The following is a 19,904-nucleotide window of genomic DNA, read 5'->3' as shown; positions in this document are numbered from 1 at the left end:
TGACAAACCGGCGGCCTGCGCGAGCAGACCGCCGGTTTTTCTATCGGCATCGTTCATTCAGCGCCATCGCATCCAGGCCGAACGAACGATCATCGCGACGTTTCAATCGCTCAGTGCGCGGCACCCGGCGCCATGCCGTTATGCCGCAGCAGCGCATCGATATTCGGCTCGCGGCCACGGAACGCCTTGAACGATTCCATCGCCGGACGGCTGCCGCCCACTTCGAGAATCTCGCGACGATAACGCATGCCGGTCGACTGATCGAGCACGCTGCCCGCGGCTTGCGCGGCTTCCTCGAACGCCGCGTACGCGTCGGCCGACAGCACTTCAGCCCACTTGTAGCTGTAGTAGCCGGCCGCGTAACCACCCGCGAAAATATGGCTGAACGTATTCGGCCAACGCGAGAACGGCGCTTGCGGCACGACGTGGAAGCGTTCGTTGATTTCGCGCGCGAGTTCGTTGGCGCTCTTCGCGCCGTTCGCGTCGAAGCCGGTATGCAGTTGCATGTCGAACATCGAGAACACGATCTGCCGCAGCGTGCCGAGGCCGCTCTGGAAGTTCTTCGCGGCGAGCATCTTGTCGAACAGCTCGCGCGGCAGCGGCTTCGCGGTATCGACGTGCGAGGTCATGTCGGACAGCACGTCCCACTCCCAGCAGAAGTTCTCCATGAACTGCGAAGGCAGCTCGACCGCATCCCATTCGACGCCGTTGATGCCCGACACGCCGAGCTCATCGACGCGCGTGAGCATGTGATGCAAGCCGTGGCCGAACTCATGGAACAGCGTGATCACTTCGTCGTGCGTGAAGCAGGCGGGCTTGCCGCCGACCGGCGCCGAGAAATTACAGGTCAGATACGCGACCGGCGTTTGCACCGCGCCATGCGCGAGCTTGTGACGGCCGCGTGCGTCGTCCATCCAGGCGCCGCCGCGCTTGCCTTCGCGTGCATACAGGTCGAGATAGAACTGCGCGACGAGGCCGCCGTCCTGATTCTCGACGCGGAAGAAGCGCACGTCCGGATGCCAGACGGCCGCTTCGTCGCGGCGGATGCGCACGCCGAACAGCGTCTCGGTGACCTTGAACAGGCCCTTGAACACCGCGTCTTCCGGGAAGTACTGCTTCACTTCGTTTTCCGAGAACGAATAGCGCTTCTGGCGCAGGCGCTCGGCGGCGAACGTCATGTCCCACGGCTGCAGATCGGTCATGCCGAGTTCGCTCGCGGCAAATTCGCGCAGCTCTTTCCAGTCCTGCTCGGCATGCGGACGCGCGCGCGTCGCGAGGTCTTCGAGAAAGGCCATTACCTGCGCCGGCGATTCGGCCATCTTCGGCGCGAGCGACACTTCGGCGAAGTTGCCGTAGCCGAGCATCTGCGCTTCTTCGGCGCGCAGCTTCAGTTCGTCGGCGAGCACCTGGGTGTTGTCCCACTCGGTCTTGCCGTTGCCGTATTGCGCGCCGAGCTCGGACGCGCGCGTCACGTATGCGCGATACATCGCTTCGCGCATCGAACGGTTTTCCGAGTACTGCATGACCGGGAAATAAGACGGGAAGTGCAGCGTGAACTTGTAGCCAGTCTTGCCGTCTCGCTCGGCGGCTTCCTTCGCGGCTTCGATCACGTCTTCGGGCAGTCCCGCCAGTTGCGTTTCGTTGCCCGCATCGACGATGTACGCATACGCGTTGGTCGCATCGAGCACGTGATCCGAAAACGCCTTCGACAGCGCCGCCTGGCGCTCCTGCAATTCGGCGAAACGCGGCTTCTGGTCTTCCGGCAACTCGGCGCCCGACAGACGGAAATCACGCAGCGCGTTGCTGAGGATCTTCTTGCGTTCGCCGTTCAGCGATGCGAATTCGTCGCTGGCGTTCAGTGCCTTGTACTTCTCGTAGAGCGCGAGATTCTGGCCGACGCTCGACCAGAACTCGGTCACGCGCGGCAGGTTCTCGCCGTACACGGCGCGTAGCTCGGGCGTATCGGCGACGGCATTGAGATGACCGATCACGCTCCACGCGCGCGACAGCGGCTCGGTGGCGCGCTCGACCGGTTCGACGACGTCGGCCCACGACGCGGGCGTGGCCGGCAGCGCGGCACGCTCGACGGCGGCCGCCGCGTCGGCGAGCAGCACGTCGAGGGCGGGCGTCACGTGTTCGGGTCGGATGGAGCCAAAGCGCGGCAGATCGGAAAAATCGAGGAGCGGGTTGTCTTGATGCGTGGCGGTAGTGGACATAAGGCTTCCTGTCTGACGCGGGTGAAGGGGGCGGTGCGGCGCTCGCGCGTGCCGTCTCGTGCTGGGTCGCTCGACGCCCGGCGCATGGCGGCACCGGCTACGGACATTATTGGGGCGGGGGGCGCCGATTCCAATCCATCGGCTGACAAATTAACAGATGTTGCGGCGCGTTGGGCGCGCGTTGGGGCAGGCCGCGGGCCGCGGGATCCGGCGACGCGGTAAGGAGGCGGTGGCTCTGCGAGAGAGAAGGGCGGGTGATGATCCGGTGGACGAGACGGATGAGTCGCCTCACTCCGCCTCGCGCTCACCGCCCAGCGGTTACGCCTTGGCCGCGTCCGCCTCGCGCTCGGCCGCTTCGATCGTGTTGACGAGCAGCATCGTGATCGTCATCGGGCCGACGCCGCCCGGCACCGGCGTGATATGGCCGGCCACTTCCTTGACACCCGCGAAGTCGACGTCGCCGCACAGCTTGCCGGCGTCGTCGCGATTCATGCCGACGTCGATCACGGTCGCGCCCGGCTTCACCATGTCCGCGGTCAGGATGTTGCGCAGACCGGTCGCGGCGACCACGACGTCGGCGTTGCGCGTGTGCGCGGCCAGATCGCGCGTCTTGCTGTGGCAGATCGTGACGGTCGCGCCCGCTTCGAGCAGCAGCAGCGCCATCGGCTTGCCGACGATGTTCGAGCGGCCGATCACGACCGCGTTCGCGCCCTTCAGATCGATGCCGTAGGCCGCGAACATCTTCATCACGCCGTACGGCGTGCACGGACGGAACAGCGGCTGACCCGTCATCAGCGCGCCCGCATTGGCGACGTGGAAACCGTCGACGTCCTTCTCGGGCGCGATCGCCTCGATCACCTTGTGGCTGTCGATGTGCTTCGGCAGCGGCAGCTGCACGAGAATGCCGTGGATGGCCGGATCGCGATTCAGCTCGTCGATGCGCGCGAGCAGGTCGGCTTCGGGCAGATCGGCCGGATAGCGGTCGAACGACGAGCCGAGGCCGTTGTCGTGGCAGGCCTTCACCTTGTTGCGCACATACACTTCGCTGGCCGGATTGTCGCCGACCAGAATCACGGCGAGGCCCGGCTGATGACCGCGGGCGGTCAGGGCGGCGGCGCGCGCCGCGACGTCGGCGCGCAGGGTCTTGGAGAGGGCGAGGCCGTCGATCAGTTTGGCAGTCATGGTCGGTCGAACGTTGGGTCGAGATTGGGATCGGGAATCAGGTCGGGACAGACGGTTTGGCAGGCGGGGCGAAGCGCTCGCGCGGAGGGGCGCGCGACGGCGTGCTTCGGCTGGCTGACGGAGCCACGGAGCCCCGTCGCCCTGCGACAGGCGCGCTGCCGGTTCGGGCAAGGCGCCGCTGCGAAGTCCGACATTATACCGGCGCGGGGGCGCGCTTTCGCAGTGGATTCGGGGCGCGCGGCGCGCGTGGGAGCGTCCGGGATGTGAGGCGGCGGCCCTGTGGCGGCGGTCCTGTGGCGGCCAGGAAGCGCACTGCGAGCGGCGGGGCAGGCCGCTCGCGCGCCACCCGCACGCCGGACTCGGCGTCGGTCAGGCAGTCGCGAACCGGCGACGCAACCGCCACGGATGGCGGCCACGTACCAACGGCCCCTCCGAACGAAAGGCCGCCCGTGCCTCTGTTACTGCGCCGTTTGCGGCTTGTTCGACAGCGCGAGTCGCAGCAGATCGGCGACCGTGTTGACGTTCAGCTTTTCCATGATGTTCGCGCGATGCGCTTCGACCGTCTTGATGCTGATGCCGAGGTCGTCGGCGATCTGCTTGTTCAGGCGGCCCGCGATGATCCGCTCGAGCACCTGATGCTCGCGCGCGGTCAACTTGCCGAGGCGCTCGGCCGCGGCGCGCTGCTGCTGGACGCTGGTGCTTTCGCTGCGTGCCTTGTTGAGCATGCGCTCGACGAGCTTGCGCAGTTCGGCTTCGTCGAACGGCTTTTCGATGAAGTCCATCGCGCCTTTTTTCATCGTCGACACCGCCATCGGCACGTCGCCGTGGCCCGTCACGAAGATGATCGGCAGCGACGCGTTGTCGGCGATCAGGCGTTCCTGCAACTCGAGCCCGCTCATGCCGGACATCCGCACGTCGAGGATCAGACACGCGATCTGGCCCGGATGCTGATGCGGCTGCCATGCGTCGATGAACTGCTCGGCGCTCGAGAAGCACTGAACGCGGTAGCCGTTCGCCTCCAGCAGCCAGCGCAGCGAATCTCGCACGGCCTCGTCGTCGTCGACGACAAACACGGTTTCCTGTGTGGTGACTGGGCTGTTCATAGCTCTCCCGTAACGGTTTGTGGTATCGGCGCCTCGGACCCGCCGTTGCTCGGGCCGTCAGGCTCCCCAATGGGCAGACTGCAATGGAACGTGGCGCCCGTGATGTGGCCGTCGGATTCGACGTTGTTGACCACCCACAGACGGCCGCGGTGCGATTCGATAATCGAACGGCAAATGTTCAGCCCCATGCCCATGCCATCGGACTTGGTGCTGTAAAACGGTTCGAACAGCCGCTCGGCGGTCGCTTCGTCGACGCCGGGCCCCTGGTCGACGACGCTGATGCAGACGAAGCCGCTCTCCAGTCGCACGACCACGCGGATGACCGGGTCGACCGCGTTCGGGCGCGCTTCGGCCATCGCTTCGACGCCGTTCTTCAGCAGGTTCACGAGCACCTGCTCGATCAGCACCGGATCGACGTAGATCACCGGCAGCCGCGAGCGCAGATCGGTAACGATGCGAATGCGCCGCTTCCTTGCCTCGATTTCGGCGAGACCCACCGCGTCCGCGACGATATCCGCGACCCGCGTGGCCTGCCGCTTCGGCTCGCTGCGCTTCACGAACTCGCGGATACGCTTGATGATCATGCCGGCGCGCACCGCCTGCTGCGCGGTCTTTTCGAGCACCGGCAGCAGATTGTCGGGCGTCGTTCGACCGGATTTAACCAGTGCGACGGTTCCGGAGCAATAGTTATTGATGGCGGCGAGCGGCTGGTTCAGTTCGTGCGCGAGCGACGAGGCCATTTCACCCATCGTCATCAGGCGGCTCGTGAACTGCAGCTTTTCGTCCTGCTGGCGCGCGAGTTCCTGCGCGCGCTTGCGGGTCGTGATGTCGGTCGCGATCTGCATCTGCGCGAGATGGCCGTCGACCCACTGGATGTACTGGCGTCGCACCTCGAACCACTTCTGGATGCCGGGAATGTAGATTTCCTGCGCGTCGGCGGTGCTTTCGGTCAGCGCGGCGGCGGGCAGGCCGACGAAGGTGTCGACCATGTCGATCGAATCGGACGACGCCTGCGAGGCGTCGAAGCCGCCGCCCGCGAGTTCGAGGTGGCCGTCCGGGCGGATGCCGAACAGATGCCGGTAATAGCGGTTCGCGAACAGCAGCTCGGCTTCGTCGGCGGCGAGCACGGACACTGCCGCGTCGAGGCTTTCGAGCACGGTCGTGAAGCGTTCGTGGGCGGCGGCGAGCTCTTCGCGCGCGCGCTTCGGCTCGGTGATGTCGGTCATCGACGACATCCAGCCGGTCTGGCGGCCCGAGCTGTCGATCAGCGGCGACACGTAGAGCCGCGCGTGGAACGTCGAGCTGTCCTTGCGCCGCACGCGCAGCTCGAAGCCGGACGAGGGCGCCTTGCCGCGCAGCGTCATGTCGAGCTGACGCTGCATCTCGGGGTACGCGTCGCGCGGCCAGTAGGCGAACGGCGCGCTCTTGCCGACGAGGTCGCTTTCGTCCCAGCCGGTCATGCGGCAGAACGCCGGGTTCACGTGCGTGATGCGGCCGTGCATGTCGAGCACGCGCATGCCGATCAGCACGGAGTTTTCCATCGCGCGGCGGAAAAACGCTTCCGCGTAGAGCGCCTGCTGCGCCTCGAAGCGCTGGCGCGTGTGCTTCCACAGACTCCACAGGCTCCACAGTACGAAGCAGGAGAGGCCGGCCACCAGCCACACCAGCGTGTTGTTCGTGAAGTTGGTGATCTGCGGGAACGCGTACACGCGCACCGAAATGCCCTGGCCCGGCGGGTCGAGCGGCAGGTCGTAGAACATGTCGCGCGGCAGGCGCGGGCGGGTCGACGTGGTGGTCAACTCGCGGTTGTTCGCGTCGATGATCGAGATCTTGTATTTGGCCGACAGCTCGGGCGGGATGTCGCGCTTCAGAATGCCTTCCACCGAGAACACCGCGGCGATGGTGCCGAGGAAATCGCGGTCGCGGAAGATCGGCGTTTGCAGCGTGATGAAGCCGTTGCCGAGGTCGTCGTAGATGAGCGGCGAGTACACCTGGCGGCGCGTGTTGCGCGCCTCGGCGAAGCCGGCCTTGACAGCTTCGTCCATCTGCGCGTCGTTCGGACGCGCGAGCCGCTGGCCGAGCACCGGCGGCGCGGCGTTGGGCCAGCGCGGCTGCTGCTGGCCCGTGTACCAGTTCATGTAGAGGATCTCAGGATGCCCCTGCATGATGTCCGTGGTGCTCACCTGGAACGAATGCTCGTCGGCATGGCCGGCGGCGAGGTCGCGCGCGAGTGCCTGGATCTGCTCTTGCGCGCCCGTCATCGACAGGCGGATCTGCTGCTGCGCCCACGCGACGTTGCGGTACAGCGTGTCTTCCTGCTGTTGCTGCTCGCGCCGGTTCAGACTCCACAGAATCAGGCTCATGACGACCAGGAACACCAGGATCGACAGGAGCGGCGTCAGCAAATAGGAATTGGACCACCAGGGTCCGTGGTGCCAGCGCGAGGACGGCGACGAATCCGCCGGCGAACCCGCGGTGCGCGCCGAGCGAGAGAAGAGCCGTTCGGTCAACATGCGTGGCATTGTAGCTCAGCACGTCCCCGACAAATGGCGCAAAAAAGCACGGAAAGTGCAGTTAATCGGCGCAAACTAGCCGGCGGATCAGTCGATCGGCAGTCAAACCAGGTTGCGTCGCAGCAATTTTCCGCATTATGAGAATTGATCTCGTAATTTGAAAATTTGGTTGCGCTGACGTCGGGACCCTTATTACAATCGGCCGGAGCTGCCGCGGCCATTCCTGCGTCCGCGTCGTCTGTTCAAAGTGCGTTCCCCATACCCAGGAGACGAGCATGTCCGCTGTACCCGACGAAGTCATGAAATATGTCGCCGCCGATAAAGACGACGATCCCCAGGAAACCGGCGAATGGCTGGAAGCGCTGGATGGCGTGATTTCTGCAGTAGGCCCTGACCGTGCCCACTACCTGATCGAAAAACAGATCGAATTCGCACGCGTGCACGGCGAACATCTGCCGTTCTCCGCTAACACCCCTTACATCAACACGATTCCGGTCGCGCGCCAGGCCAAGAACCCCGGCGACCAGGACATCGAACACCGTATCCGCTCGTACACCCGCTGGAACGCGATGGCGATGGTGCTGCGCGCCGGCAAGGAAACCAACGTCGGCGGCCACATCGCGTCGTTCGCATCGGCCGCCACGCTGTACGACGTCGGCTACAACCACTTCTGGCACGCACCGTCGGCCGAGCACGGCGGTGACCTCGTGTTCGTGCAGGGCCACTCGTCGCCGGGTGTCTACTCGCGTGCGTTCCTGCTCGGTCGCCTGACCGACAAGCAGCTCGACAACTTCCGCCAGGAAGTCGGCGGCGAGGGCATCTCGTCGTATCCGCATCCGTGGCTGATGCCGGACTTCTGGCAATTCCCGACCGTGTCGATGGGCCTGGGCCCGATCATGGCGATCTACCAGGCGCGCTTCATGAAGTACCTGCAGGCGCGCGGCATCGCGAAGACCGACGGCCGCAAGGTCTGGGCCTTCCTCGGCGACGGCGAAACGGACGAGCCGGAATCGCTCGGCGCGATCGGCATGGCCGGCCGCGAGCGTCTGGACAACCTCGTGTTCGTGATCAACTGCAACCTGCAGCGTCTCGACGGTCCGGTGCGTGGCAACGGCAAGATCATCCAGGAACTCGAAAGCGAATTCCGCGGCGCCGGCTGGAACGTCATCAAGGTCATCTGGGGCAGCCGCTGGGATGCGCTGTTCGCGCGCGACAAGTCGGGCGCGCTGATGCGCCGCATGATGGAAGTCGTCGACGGCGAGTACCAGACGTACAAGTCGGAGTCGGGCGCGTTCGTGCGCGAACACTTCTTCAACACGCCGGAGCTGAAGGCGCTGGTCGCCGACTGGTCCGACGACGACATCTGGAATCTGAACCGCGGCGGCCATGATCCGCACAAGATCTACGCGGCGTTCACGGAAGCGACGAATTCGAAGGGCCAGCCGACCGTCATCCTCGCGAAGACGATCAAGGGCTACGGCATGGGCGAAGCCGGCCAGGCGATGAACATCACCCACCAGCAGAAGAAGATGCAGGTGGAGCAGCTGAAGAAGTTCCGCGACCAGTTCCGTCTGCCGATCACGGACGAGCAGATCGTCGACGTGCCGTACCTGACGTTCGAGGAAGGCTCGAAGGAACTCGAGTACATGCGCCAAAAGCGCATGGACCTGGGCGGCTATCTGCCGGCGCGTCGTCAGAAGGCCGAGTCGCTGCCGGTGCCGGAACTGTCGGCATTCGAGCCGCTGTTGAAGGGCACGGGCGAAGGCCGCGAGATCTCCACGACGATGGCGTTCGTGCGGATCCTGAACATCCTGCTGAAGGACAAGACGCTCGGCAAGCGCGTCGTGCCGATCGTGCCGGATGAATCGCGTACGTTCGGCATGGAAGGTCTGTTCCGTCAGATCGGTATCTGGAATCAGGACGGCCAGAAGTACGTGCCGGAAGATTCCGACCAGCTGATGTTCTACCGTGAGTCGGAGACCGGTCAGATCCTGCAGGAGGGCATCAACGAAGCCGGCGGCATGGCCGACTGGATCGCGGCCGCGACGTCGTACTCGACGCACGGCGAGATCATGATCCCGTTCTACATCTTCTACTCGATGTTCGGCTTCCAGCGCATCGGCGACCTCGCATGGGCCGCTGGCGACATGCGCTCGCGCGGCTTCCTGCTGGGCGGCACGGCGGGCCGCACGACGCTGAACGGCGAAGGCCTGCAACACGAAGACGGCCACTCGCTGATGTGGGCGGCTTCGGTGCCGAACTGCATCAGCTACGACCCGACGTTCGGCTACGAACTCGCGGTCATCGTGCAGGACGGTCTGCGCCGCATGGTCGCCGACCAGGAAGACGTCTACTACTACGTCACCGTGATGAACGAGAACTACGAGCACCCGGCGATCCCGCAGGGCGAGACCGTGGCGGCCGACATCATCAAGGGCATGTACTCGTTCAGCAAGACCGCAGCCGATAAAAAGGCGCCGCACGTGCAACTGATGGGCGCGGGCACGATCTTCAACGAAGTGATCGCCGCGGCCGACCTGCTGAAAAACGACTGGGGCGTCAACGCCGACCTGTGGAGCGTGCCGAGCTTCACCGAGCTCGCGCGCGAAGGTCACGAAGTGCAGCGCTGGAACCTGTTGCACCCGACCGAAGAGAAGAAGCTGTCGCACGTCGAGAAGCTGTTGAAGGATGCGCCGGGTCCGGTCATCGCATCGACCGACTACGTGCGCGCGCTGAGCGAGCAGATCCGCGCGTTCGTGCCGCAGAAGTTCGTCGTGCTGGGCACTGACGGCTACGGCCGTTCGGACACGCGCGAGAAGCTGCGTCACTTCTTCGAAGTCGATCGCTACTGGGTCACGGTCGCCGCGCTGAACGCGCTGGCGGACGAAGGCACGATCGAACGCAAGGTGGTCGCCGAGGCGCTCAAGAAGTACAACCTTGATCCCGCCAAACCCAACCCGATGACCGTCTAAGGCATCACCCGTGTGCCACGATGCACGCGCTTGCTCCTCATCGCGAGGGGCCGGCGGCGTGCGCGGCCCAGGAGACACTAACAATGAGTCAAGCGATCGAAGTCAAGGTGCCGGACATCGGCGATTACAAGGACGTCCCTGTGATCGAGGTGCTGGTGAAGGCGGGTGACACCGTCGAAAAAGAGCAATCGCTCGTTACGCTGGAATCCGACAAGGCGACGATGGACGTGCCGAGCTCGGCCGACGGCGTCGTCAAGGAAGTGAAGGTCAAGGTCGGCGATGCGGTGTCCGAAGGCACGCTGATCATCGTGCTCGAAGGCGCCAACGCCGCTGCCGCGGCGCCCGCGCCGGCTGCCGCACCGGCTCCTGCTCCTGCGCCGGCGGCAGCTCCCGCTGCGGCGCCCGCACCCGCGGCGGCAGGCGGTGGCGTGCAGGAAATCAAGGTGCCGGATATCGGCGACTACAAAGACGTTCCCGTGATCGAGATCGCGGTGAAGGTCGGCGATCGTGTCGAGAAGGAACAGTCGCTCGTCACGCTCGAATCCGACAAGGCGACGATGGATGTGCCCAGCTCGGCCGCCGGCGTCGTCAAGGAAGTGAAGGTGAAGGTTGGCGATACCGTGTCGGAAGGCTCGGTCATCGTCGTGATCGAAGCGGAAGGCGGCGCTGCCCCGGCACCCGGGCCGGCACCGGCCGCGAAGGCGCCGACTGAAAAGCCGTTCGACGCGCCGGCCACGCCGACCCCGGCACCGGCCGCGCCGTCCGCGCTCGCGCAGGCGCCGTTGATCCCGGCTGGAGAAGGCGGCTCGCGTCATCCGAGCCATGCGTCGCCGTCGGTGCGCAAGTTCGCGCGCGAACTCGGGGTGGACGTCGGCCAGGTGAAGGGCACCGGTCCGAAGGGCCGCATTACGCAGGCCGACGTGACCGCGTTCGTGAAGGGCGTGATGACGGGCCAGCGCGCGGCGCCGGCTGGTGCGGCCGCGCCGGCCGCCGGCGGTGGCGAGCTGAATCTGCTGCCGTGGCCGAAGGTCGACTTCACGAAGTTCGGTCCGATCGATCCGAAGCCGTTGTCGCGTATCAAGAAGATCTCGGGCGCGAACCTGCATCGCAACTGGGTCATGATTCCGCACGTCACGAACAACGACGAAGCGGACATCACCGAGCTCGAAGCGCTGCGCGTCAAGCTGAACAAGGAACACGAGAAGGCGGGCGTCAAGTTCACGATGCTCGCGTTCGTGATCAAGGCCTGCGTGGCGGCCCTGAAGAAATTCCCGACCTTCAACGCGAGCCTCGACGGCGACAACCTGGTGTTCAAGCAGTACTACCACATCGGTTTTGCCGCTGACACGCCGAACGGCCTCATGGTGCCGGTGATTCGCGACGCGGACAAGAAGGGCCTCGTCGACATCGCGAAGGAAATGGCCGACCTGTCGAAGGCCGCGCGCGAGGGCAAGCTGAAGCCGGACCAGATGCAGGGCGGCTGCTTCTCGATCTCGTCGCTGGGCGGTATCGGCGGCACGCACTTCACGCCGATCATCAATGCGCCTGAAGTCGCGATTCTCGGCCTGTCACGCAGCGCGATGAAGCCGGTGTGGGACGGCAAGCAGTTCGAGCCGCGCCTGACCATGCCGCTGTCGCTGTCGTACGACCATCGCGTGATCGACGGAGCGGAAGCCGCGCGCTTCAACGCATACCTCGGTTCGATTCTTGCCGATTTCCGGCGTGTGATTCTTTGACCGGCTGGTGAGGTCCGCCGGCGCGGGCGCGGATGGTTTCGACCGATCCGCGTCGCGCCGTCCGCGCGTTCGCGTGCGCTGTGCGCGTCGAAGGCGCCGCTCATCATCGATCAATAAGAGAAGGGGACACCATGAGTCTCGTCGAAGTAAAAGTGCCGGACATCGGTGACTTCAAGGACGTCGACGTCATCGAAGTCAACATCAAGCCGGGCGACACCATCGAAAAAGAGCAGTCGCTGCTGACGCTCGAATCCGACAAGGCGTCGATGGAAGTGCCGAGCGATACCGCCGGCACCGTCAAGGAAGTGCGTATCAAGCCGGGCGACAAGGTCTCGCAGGGCACGGTCATCGCGCTCGTCGAGGCAACGGCGGGCGGCGCGGCTGCGGCCGCTGCGGAGCCGAAAGCGCCCGAGAAGGCGGCTCCCGCGCCGGCGCCTGCCGCTGCGGCGCCGAAGGCCGCGGCAGCGGGTGCGCAAGCCGGCAGCTATTCGGGCAGCGCCGACATCGAGTGCGACATGCTCGTGCTCGGTTCGGGCCCCGGCGGTTATTCGGCCGCGTTCCGCTCAGCCGACCTCGGCATGAAGACCGTGCTGGTCGAGCGTTATCCGACGCTCGGCGGCGTGTGTCTGAACGTCGGCTGCATCCCGTCGAAGGCGCTGCTGCACACCGCGCTCGTCATCGACGAAGCGGCTGATCTTGCCGCGCACGGCATCACGTTCGGCAAGCCGCAGATCGATCTCGACAAGCTGCGCGATTTCAAGTCCGGCGTGGTCAAGAAGCTGACCGGCGGTCTCGCCGGCATGGCGAAGGCGCGCAAGGTCGAAGTGGTGGTCGGTACGGGTGCGTTCGTCGATCCGAACCACATGGAAGTGCAGACCGAGGGCGGCAAGAAGGTCGTCAGGTTCAACCAGGCGATCATCGCAGCGGGCTCGGAAGCGGTGAAGCTGCCGTTCATTCCGGAAGATCCGCGGGTGGTCGATTCGACCGGCGCGCTCGAACTGCGCCAGATTCCGCAGCGCATGCTCGTGATCGGCGGCGGCATCATCGGTCTCGAAATGGCAACCGTGTACTCGACGCTCGGCGCGAACATCGACGTGGTCGAAATGCTCGACGTCCTGATGGCCGGCGCGGACCGCGATCTGGTCAAGGTCTGGGAGAAGTACAACAGCAAGCGTTTCGCGAACGTGATGCTGAAAACCAAGACCATCGCCGCCGAAGCGAAGGACGACGGCATCTACGTGTCGTTCGAGGGCGAGCAGGCGCCGGCCGAGCCGCAACGCTACGACCTCGTGCTGGTGGCCGTCGGCCGCTCGCCGAACGGCAAGCGGATCGGCGCGGAAAAGGCCGGCGTCGCGGCGACGGATCGCGGCTTCATCGAAGTCGACAGGCAACAGCGCACGAATGTGCCGCACATCTTCGCGATCGGCGACATCGTCGGTCAGCCGATGCTTGCGCACAAGGCCGTGCACGAAGGCCACGTGGCGGCGGAAGCCGCGCATGGCGAGAAGGCGTACTTCGACGCGCTGCAGATTCCGTCGGTGGCCTACACCGATCCGGAAGTGGCATGGGCCGGCAAGACGGAAGACCAGCTGAAAGCCGAAGGCGTCAAGTTCGGCAAGGCGGTGTTTCCGTGGGCCGCATCGGGTCGCGCGATCGCCAACGGTCGCGACGAGGGCTTCACGAAGCTGCTGTTCGATGAGCAAACGCATCGCGTGATCGGCGGCGGTATCGTCGGTCTGAATGCGGGCGACCTGATCAGCGAAGTCTGTCTCGCGATCGAGATGGGCGCGGACGCAACGGATATCGGCAAGACGATCCATCCGCATCCGACGCTCGGCGAATCGATCGGCATGGCGGCCGAGTTGTATGAAGGCGTCTGTACCGATCTGCCGCCCGTCAAGAAGAAGTAACGCGGTGCGCCGCGCCTGCGTGACGACATGCGGGCGCGGCAAAGCCGGTCGAGCCGTACGGCAAAGAAAAACGGCGCGCTCCATGGCGGAGCGCGCCGTTTCTGTTTTCGTGGCGGCCAGTGGCGGGCAAAAAAATCCCGGCTTGGCGGCCGGGCAAACGATACGCCATTGCAACGTATCGGAGCGTTCGGCTCATCAAACCGTATAAGCGGCAACGGCACGACGCTGTTGCTTGCGATAACGCCGGCGCAGCGCATAGGCTGGGCCGGCGTGAAAGACGACGCGAGGCATAAAGCCTGGCGTGTTGACGCGTGAAGCTTAGACGGCCTTCTTGGCGGCGGCGCGCGATGCTTGCGCAGCGGCTTGCGAAGCTGCCTTCGAAGCGGCCGTTGCAGCTGCGTTGAAGTTGCTTTCGGCGATTTCGACAGCCTGGCGGGTTGCCTTGTGGACCGTTTCGTACGTGGTGTTGGCGGCGGTGATAGCCGACTTCATCACGGCGACAGCGGTTTCCGAACCGGCCGGCGCGTTCTTGGCGACGTTTTCGACGAGCGCCTGAACCTTGCGGTTTTGCTCTTCGAATTGCGCTTCCGCGACGCGGGTGAATTCACCCTGCGTTGCCGAAACGATTTCGTACACATGGCGGCCATACGACAGCGCCTTTTCAGCCACCGGCTGGGCGAGGCTTGCTTGCAGTGCCAGCAGTTCCTGCGCATCCTTCACGGACAGCGCGCGTTGGGCATTTTCCTGGCTTTCGGCGAGCGTCGACTTCACAACTTGCAGGTTCAGCTCGACCAGCTTTTCGACACCTTCAAATGCTTTGGTCGTCAGGCCGAACAGGGTTTCGAAGTTGGCTTTCTGGGCTGCGGCGAATTGCTCAGGGGTCAGCAGAGTCATGGTTTACGCTCCTGGATTGCGGCCGGTCTGTGCGGACCGCATTGGGTGGGTGGCGAGACGCAGATTTATCGTCTCCCCGGACCGCGATGTTTTGTGCATCGCAGCAATGGTTCCCATTTTAGGATGCCCACAAGGAATGTCAAGCGCTTTTTGTGCATCGCACAATGTTAAGAAAATGGCGACAAAACAATAGGTTATACAGTAGGCATGTCATTAACATGACGCGGAACGATTGCTCGTTGCACCGTACTGGTGCGACATAAACCAACCGTTTAGCAGGCCGTCGGGAGATTATTTTTTCGTGTGGCAGCAATTCGCCCCTAAAAAACCGATCATCATCAATTCGATGTAAACCACAAGATGACAAGGAACGTTAAAGAACGATGGCAGTCGAACGCGCGTTAGCGACTTTCGTCGGACACTTAAAAAAGTCCGTCGCACGCTCGCAACGCCTTCATGGCGCGGCGCAGTAGTTTCCGCCTGTGCTCTGACAGTATTTCCCCGAATCAAGGTTGTCTCAAAATTGCCGTTATCCTGCAATGATCTGCTCGATTGGGCCGGGCGGCGATGGCGAGGCTTGCTGGCGCGACGATCGTTTTTTTTCGATCGAGGCGCGGCACTTATTCGTGTTTTCGCGATCGGAGCTGACAAGCCGGTTTAAGGAGCGCGTATAAGTGCTTCAAATTGCTAATTTTTCGTTGCTTTACTACACTTGCGGAAACCTCTCGCCGCTCCCTATCGAACACCCATGAAAACCGACATGTTTTCGTCGCTAAAAGTGCTCCACGGCGCGGCGCGCAGCACCGCTCTATCGGTGGCCGTCTCGCTGGCCGTCGCAGCGGCGTTCGCTACGCCTGTCAGCACTTTTGCAGCTACGTCTGCTGCATCCGCAAACACTTCCAAACACGCTAAAACTGCCAGGAAGCCTGCGCAGGCGGCCGCCACCGGAAAGGTGTCGAGCCATGCGGCGAAAGCCGGCAAGGGTGAGGCCGTCAAAGCCGCTGCGGCGGATGAAGATGCCCCGCACGCCGGCGTCAAACGCAAGCGCGTCACGTTCACGGCGAACGGCCGACACCGTTCGGTGATGCGACGCGTCGCGTACGAGCCGCGCCAGCCGAGCGTCGGCCAGGCGTTTGGTCTGCACGAGACGCCGGACGCGCTGATGCTGCGCTCGAGCGTCGCCTATGTGATCGACCAGAACAGCGGCGAGACGCTGTTCGACAAGAACTCGCGCGCGGTGGTACCGATCGCATCGATCAGCAAGCTGATGACCGCGATGGTGGTGCTCGATTCGAAAGAGCCGATGACCGATCAGATCGAAGTCACCGACGAAGACCGCGACTACGAGAAGAACACCGGTTCGCGTCTGTCGGTGGGCTCGGTGCTGTCGCGCGAGGACATGCTGCACATCGCGCTGATGGCGTCGGAAAACCGCGCGGCGGCGGCGCTGTCGCGCTACTACCCGGGCGGCCGTCCGGCGTTCCTCGCGGCGATGAACGCGAAGGCCAGGCAGCTCGGCATGAACGACACGCACTTCGAGAACCCGACCGGTCTGACGAGCATGAACGTGTCGAGCGCGCGCGATCTCGTGAAGATGGTCAACGCGGCGTATCAGTACCCGTTGATCCGCAAGTTCTCGACCGATCACAGCTATGAGGTGTACACCGGCAAGCGCACGCTCGCGTACAACAGCACGAACGCGCTGGTGCGCAACCCGACGTGGGACATCGGTCTGCAGAAGACCGGCTTCATCAACGAAGCGGGCGAGTGTCTCGTGATGCAGGCGACCATCCACGGCCGGCCGATGATCCTGGTGCTGCTCGATTCGTCGGGCAAGTACTCGCGTTTCGCGGACGCGACGCGTCTGCGTACGTGGCTCGACAACGGCGGCGACCAGCCGCGTATCACGAGCGCCGATGCCGGCGGTCCGGGTACCTGAAGCCGCAACGCATACTCAGCCGGTGGTAGTCAGTCCGGCTGCAGATGACGGGCAAAGAAAAAGCCTCGCGGATGCGAGGCTTTTTTCATGGCGCCGGCGGGAGGGCAAAGGATGCACGGCGGTTGGGCGGCCGCCCCCTTTACTAATGCTGGCCGTGCGAGCCATGTGAGCCGTGCCCGCCGTGCGCATGGTCCTGCTGCGGCTGCGGGCGGTAGCCGAGCGATTCCGAAATCATCAACGCGGTCTGGCTCAACTGCCCGAGCCATGAATCCTGCAAACGATCGGCCGGCGCCGACAGCGACAGCCCCGCGACCAGCTTGCCGGTATCGTCGTAGATGCCGGCGGCGATGCAGCGCACGCCCAACTCCAGTTCCTCGTTGTCGCGCGCGCAGGCCTGCTGGCGCACATGCGACAGCTCGCGCTCGAGTTTCGCGAGATCGGTGATGCTGTTCTGCGTGTGGCCCGACAGACCGGTGCGTGTTGCGTAGGCACGCACGCGGGTGGCTTCGTCGGCCGCGAGGAACAGCTTGCCGACCGAGGTCAGATGAAGCGGCGCGCGCCCGCCGATCGCCCGCACCACCTGCATGCCCGAGCGCTCCGAATACGCGCGTTCGATATAGACGATTTCGTCGCCCTGACGCACCGACAGGTTCACGGTCTGCCCGGTTTCGCGGTGCAGCTCGCGCATCGGCGTGAGCGCCGCGTCGCGCACCGACAGGCGCGCCTTGACGAGATTGCCCAGTTCGAGCAGGCGCATGCCAAGACGGTAGGTGCCGGGGTCTGAACGGTCGACCAGCCGGCACATCACCATATCATTCAGGATGCGGTGCGCGGTGGATGGATGCAGCTCCGTGCGGATGGCCAGTTCTTTCAGGCTGACCGGGTCGCTATGCGCCGCCAGTGCGTCGAGCAGGCGCATCATGCGTTCGATCACCTGGATCGAAGTTTTGGGATCCGGGTTCGTATCGCTCATATGAGAATCGGTGGATGCGTCAAACAGCGAAAACTGATTGTATCTCGTATTGTGAAAAAAGCGAACGCTTCGAGGCGCGCTTCCAATCCGGCGCGGCGTGCTTCCTATGCCTTTCGGCCGTTGGTATTGCACCGGCAAACAGCGGATAATCAGGGACGTTTCCCCGCAAGGAGGGCTCATGCGAGTCGGATTGTTCATCACTTGCCTGATTGACCTGATGCGTCCCGAGATCGGTTTCTCCGTCATCAAGCTGATCGAAGGCGCCGGTTTCGAGGTCGTAGTGCCGCCCGCGCAAACCTGTTGCGGGCAACCTGCGTATAACTCGGGAGACCGCCGCCTCGCGCGCGACCTTGCCGAGAAAACGCTGCGCGAGTTCGAACAGTTCGACTATGTGGTGGTGCCGTCGGGCTCGTGCGGCGGCATGATCCGCGCGCACTACGGCGACGTGTTCCGCGACGATCCCGAACTGATGAACCGTTTCGGCCGCCTGCGCGGCAAGGTGTTCGAGCTGACGGATTTCCTCGTCAACGTCGCGAAGGTGCAGTTGCAACCGGGCGAGTTCGCGGGACAGGTGACTTATCACGACTCGTGTTCGGGCTTGCGCGAACTGGGCGTCAAGGAACAGCCGCGCGAACTGCTCGCGCAGGTCGGCGTCGCGGTCACCGAGATGAAAGGCTGCGAGCATTGCTGCGGCTTCGGCGGCACTTTCGCGGTCAAATACGGCGATATCTCGACCGCGATCGTCGACGAAAAGTGCGCGAACATCGCCGCGAGCGGCGCCGGTGCGGTGGTGCTCGGCGACCTCGGCTGCATGTTGAATATCGAAGGGCGGCTGCGCCGCAACGGCGACTCGACGACGCGCGTGCTGCATATCGCACAGGTGCTGGCCGGCGACGTGTAATCCCCGCGCGGCGAACACCGCCATTGTTCGCGTCACGTTTATCTTGTCTGTCACGCATTGCGTCGGGCGCGAATGCGCCGCGCGTTTCAATCCGATCTCATCAGGGCCGCCATGCAAGTCCAATCGATGCAGTTCAAGGCTCGCGCCGGCCAGAAACTCGCCGACCAGCGCCTGCAGCAGAACCTGACCAAGCTGTCCACGAAGTTCGTGTCGGCGCGCGCGAGCGCGATGACCGCGATCGATTTCCCCGCGACGCGGGCCGCGCTCAAGGAGCGCCGTGATCGCGCGCTCGAGAATCTCGACGTGTGGCTCGAAACCTTCGAGCGCGAGGCGACCCGGCGCGGCGTGACTGTGCTGTTCGCGGAGACCACGCAGGAGGCCGCGCGGCTCGTCGGCGACATTGCGCGCAAGCACGACGTGAAGAAGGTGATCAAGACCAAGTCGATGGTCACCGAGGAAATGCGTCTGAACGAAGTGCTCGGGCAGATGGGCGTGCAGTCGATCGAAACCGACCTTGGCGAATACATCCTGCAGATCAACGACAACGAGCCGCCAAGCCACATCATCGCGCCGGTCGTTCACAAGGATAAGGACGAGATCGCCGATCTGTTCGCGAAGACGCACGGCCGGCCGCGGCTCACCGAGATTCCCGACATGACGCGTGAGGCGCGCGAGATGCTGCGGCCGCATTTTCTGAGCGCGGACATGGGCGTGACGGGCGGCAATTTCATCATCGCGGAAACGGGCTCGGTCGCGCTCGTGACCAACGAGGGCAACGAAGGTATGTGCACGGTGTTGCCGCGCGTGCATGTCGCTGTCACCGGCATCGAGAAGGTGCTGCCGACGCTCGAGGATCTCGCGACGGCTATGCGCCTGCTGCCGCGTTCGGCAACCGGCCAGGCCACCTCGAACTATTTTTCGATGCTGACCGGGCCGCGTGGCGCGGGCGATCAGGATGGGCCCGAGCATATGTACGTGGTGCTGGTCGACGGTGGCCGCACAGGGCTGATCGGCGGCGACTTCCAGGAGATGCTTCGCTGCATCCGCTGCGGCGCGTGCATGAACCATTGCCCGGTGTATCAGAAGGTCGGCGGGCACGCATATGGCTGGGTCTATCCGGGGCCGATGGGGTCGGTACTGACGCCGAGCTATGTCGGCATCGACAAGGCGCTCGACCTGCCGCAAGCGGCGACGTTATGCGGCGAATGCAATAGCGTGTGCCCGGTCGGTATCCCGCTGTCCGATCTGTTGCGCAAGCTGCGCGAAAAGCAGATGGAGCGACACCTGCGGCCGTGGAAGGAGCGCGCCGGGTTGGCGCTGTGGGGCTGGCTCGCGCTGCATCCCGATGCCTATGCGCTCTTTACCAAACTCGCCGTGCGCGTGCTGGAGCGCATGGGTGGGCGCAATCGGTCGATCGCCAAACTGCCGCTCGGCGGCGCGGGCTGGACCGATACGCGCGACATGCCGGCGCCGGTGGGTCGTACGTTCCGCGAGTTGTATGCCGCGCAGCGCAGCCATATTGGCTGAGCGGGCGGCATTGGGATTGGTTTGACGGCTGCGCGCTC

Annotated in this window: 12 protein-coding genes; 6 read left to right on the top strand and 6 right to left on the bottom strand. The window is 64.3% G+C overall.

All coding sequences use genetic code 11. From position 1 onward, the window contains the following. Nucleotides 1-110 precede the first annotated feature (110 nt). The 4 genes from HWY30_RS14660 to fixL all read right to left on the bottom strand — a co-directional run bounded on the left by HWY30_RS14660 (nucleotide 111) and on the right by fixL (nucleotide 7,014). A complete protein-coding gene (locus HWY30_RS14660) occupies nucleotides 111-2,216 on the bottom strand; it encodes a M3 family metallopeptidase (protein WP_090800820.1) in 2,106 nt (701 codons plus the stop codon). Between the two features lie 318 nt (nucleotides 2,217-2,534). Next, nucleotides 2,535-3,398, bottom strand: a complete 864-nt coding sequence (gene folD, locus HWY30_RS14655; protein WP_090800818.1) for a bifunctional methylenetetrahydrofolate dehydrogenase/methenyltetrahydrofolate cyclohydrolase FolD — start codon at nucleotides 3,396-3,398, stop codon at nucleotides 2,535-2,537. A gap of 458 nt (nucleotides 3,399-3,856) precedes the next feature. After that, on the bottom strand, nucleotides 3,857-4,501 hold the full coding sequence (gene fixJ / locus HWY30_RS14650) for an oxygen response regulator transcription factor FixJ (RefSeq protein WP_018417512.1): 645 nt from the start codon (nucleotides 4,499-4,501) through the stop codon (nucleotides 3,857-3,859). Further along, nucleotides 4,498-7,014: an oxygen sensor histidine kinase FixL gene (gene fixL / locus HWY30_RS14645; protein ID WP_167368661.1), complete on the bottom strand. Its 2,517-nt coding sequence runs from the start codon at nucleotides 7,012-7,014 to the stop codon at nucleotides 4,498-4,500. Before fixL ends, fixJ begins: the two co-directional genes overlap by 4 nt. Nucleotides 7,015-7,289: 275 nt before the next feature. Here fixL and aceE point away from each other — a divergent pair, with 275 nt between their 5' ends. The 3 genes from aceE (at nucleotide 7,290) to lpdA (ending at nucleotide 13,632) form a co-directional block, all read left to right on the top strand. Then, nucleotides 7,290-9,986, top strand: a complete 2,697-nt coding sequence (aceE, locus tag HWY30_RS14640; protein WP_090800813.1) for a pyruvate dehydrogenase (acetyl-transferring), homodimeric type — start codon at nucleotides 7,290-7,292, stop codon at nucleotides 9,984-9,986. 83 nt (nucleotides 9,987-10,069) lie between these two features. After that, nucleotides 10,070-11,722, top strand: coding sequence for a dihydrolipoyllysine-residue acetyltransferase (aceF, locus tag HWY30_RS14635; protein WP_090800811.1), 1,653 nt, complete (start codon nucleotides 10,070-10,072; stop codon nucleotides 11,720-11,722). 131 nt (nucleotides 11,723-11,853) lie between these two features. Beyond that, the gene (gene lpdA / locus HWY30_RS14630; RefSeq protein ID WP_090800809.1) at nucleotides 11,854-13,632 is read left to right on the top strand and encodes a dihydrolipoyl dehydrogenase; all 1,779 of its coding nucleotides are present in this window, start codon (nucleotides 11,854-11,856) and stop codon (nucleotides 13,630-13,632) included. A 318-nt stretch (nucleotides 13,633-13,950) separates the two neighbouring features. Here the strand turns inward: lpdA and HWY30_RS14625 are convergent, their stop codons facing one another. Continuing rightward, nucleotides 13,951-14,526, bottom strand: coding sequence for a phasin family protein (locus HWY30_RS14625; protein WP_013089827.1), 576 nt, complete (start codon nucleotides 14,524-14,526; stop codon nucleotides 13,951-13,953). Between the two features lie 748 nt (nucleotides 14,527-15,274). On the opposite strand from HWY30_RS14625, the gene pbpG reads away from it, so the two are divergent. Then, nucleotides 15,275-16,465: a D-alanyl-D-alanine endopeptidase gene (pbpG, locus tag HWY30_RS14620; protein WP_090800807.1), complete on the top strand. Its 1,191-nt coding sequence runs from the start codon at nucleotides 15,275-15,277 to the stop codon at nucleotides 16,463-16,465. A 142-nt stretch (nucleotides 16,466-16,607) separates the two neighbouring features. Here pbpG and HWY30_RS14615 read toward each other — a convergent pair whose 3' ends face one another. Beyond that, nucleotides 16,608-17,438, bottom strand: a complete 831-nt coding sequence (locus tag HWY30_RS14615) for an IclR family transcriptional regulator (protein ID WP_090800805.1) — start codon at nucleotides 17,436-17,438, stop codon at nucleotides 16,608-16,610. A gap of 178 nt (nucleotides 17,439-17,616) precedes the next feature. Between HWY30_RS14615 and HWY30_RS14610 the strand changes: the two genes are divergently transcribed. Both HWY30_RS14610 and HWY30_RS14605 read left to right on the top strand, forming a co-directional pair. After that, on the top strand, nucleotides 17,617-18,339 hold the full coding sequence (locus HWY30_RS14610; protein ID WP_090800803.1) for a (Fe-S)-binding protein: 723 nt from the start codon (nucleotides 17,617-17,619) through the stop codon (nucleotides 18,337-18,339). A 111-nt stretch (nucleotides 18,340-18,450) separates the two neighbouring features. Continuing rightward, the gene (locus HWY30_RS14605) at nucleotides 18,451-19,866 is read left to right on the top strand and encodes a lactate utilization protein B (protein WP_090805369.1); all 1,416 of its coding nucleotides are present in this window, start codon (nucleotides 18,451-18,453) and stop codon (nucleotides 19,864-19,866) included. Nucleotides 19,867-19,904 lie beyond the last annotated feature (38 nt).

The organism is Paraburkholderia tuberum STM678, from assembly GCF_902833905.1.
Taxonomy (GTDB): domain Bacteria; phylum Pseudomonadota; class Gammaproteobacteria; order Burkholderiales; family Burkholderiaceae; genus Paraburkholderia; species Paraburkholderia tuberum.
Note: the sequence above shows the minus strand (reverse complement) of the source record. Positions and strands in the feature narration are given on the sequence as shown.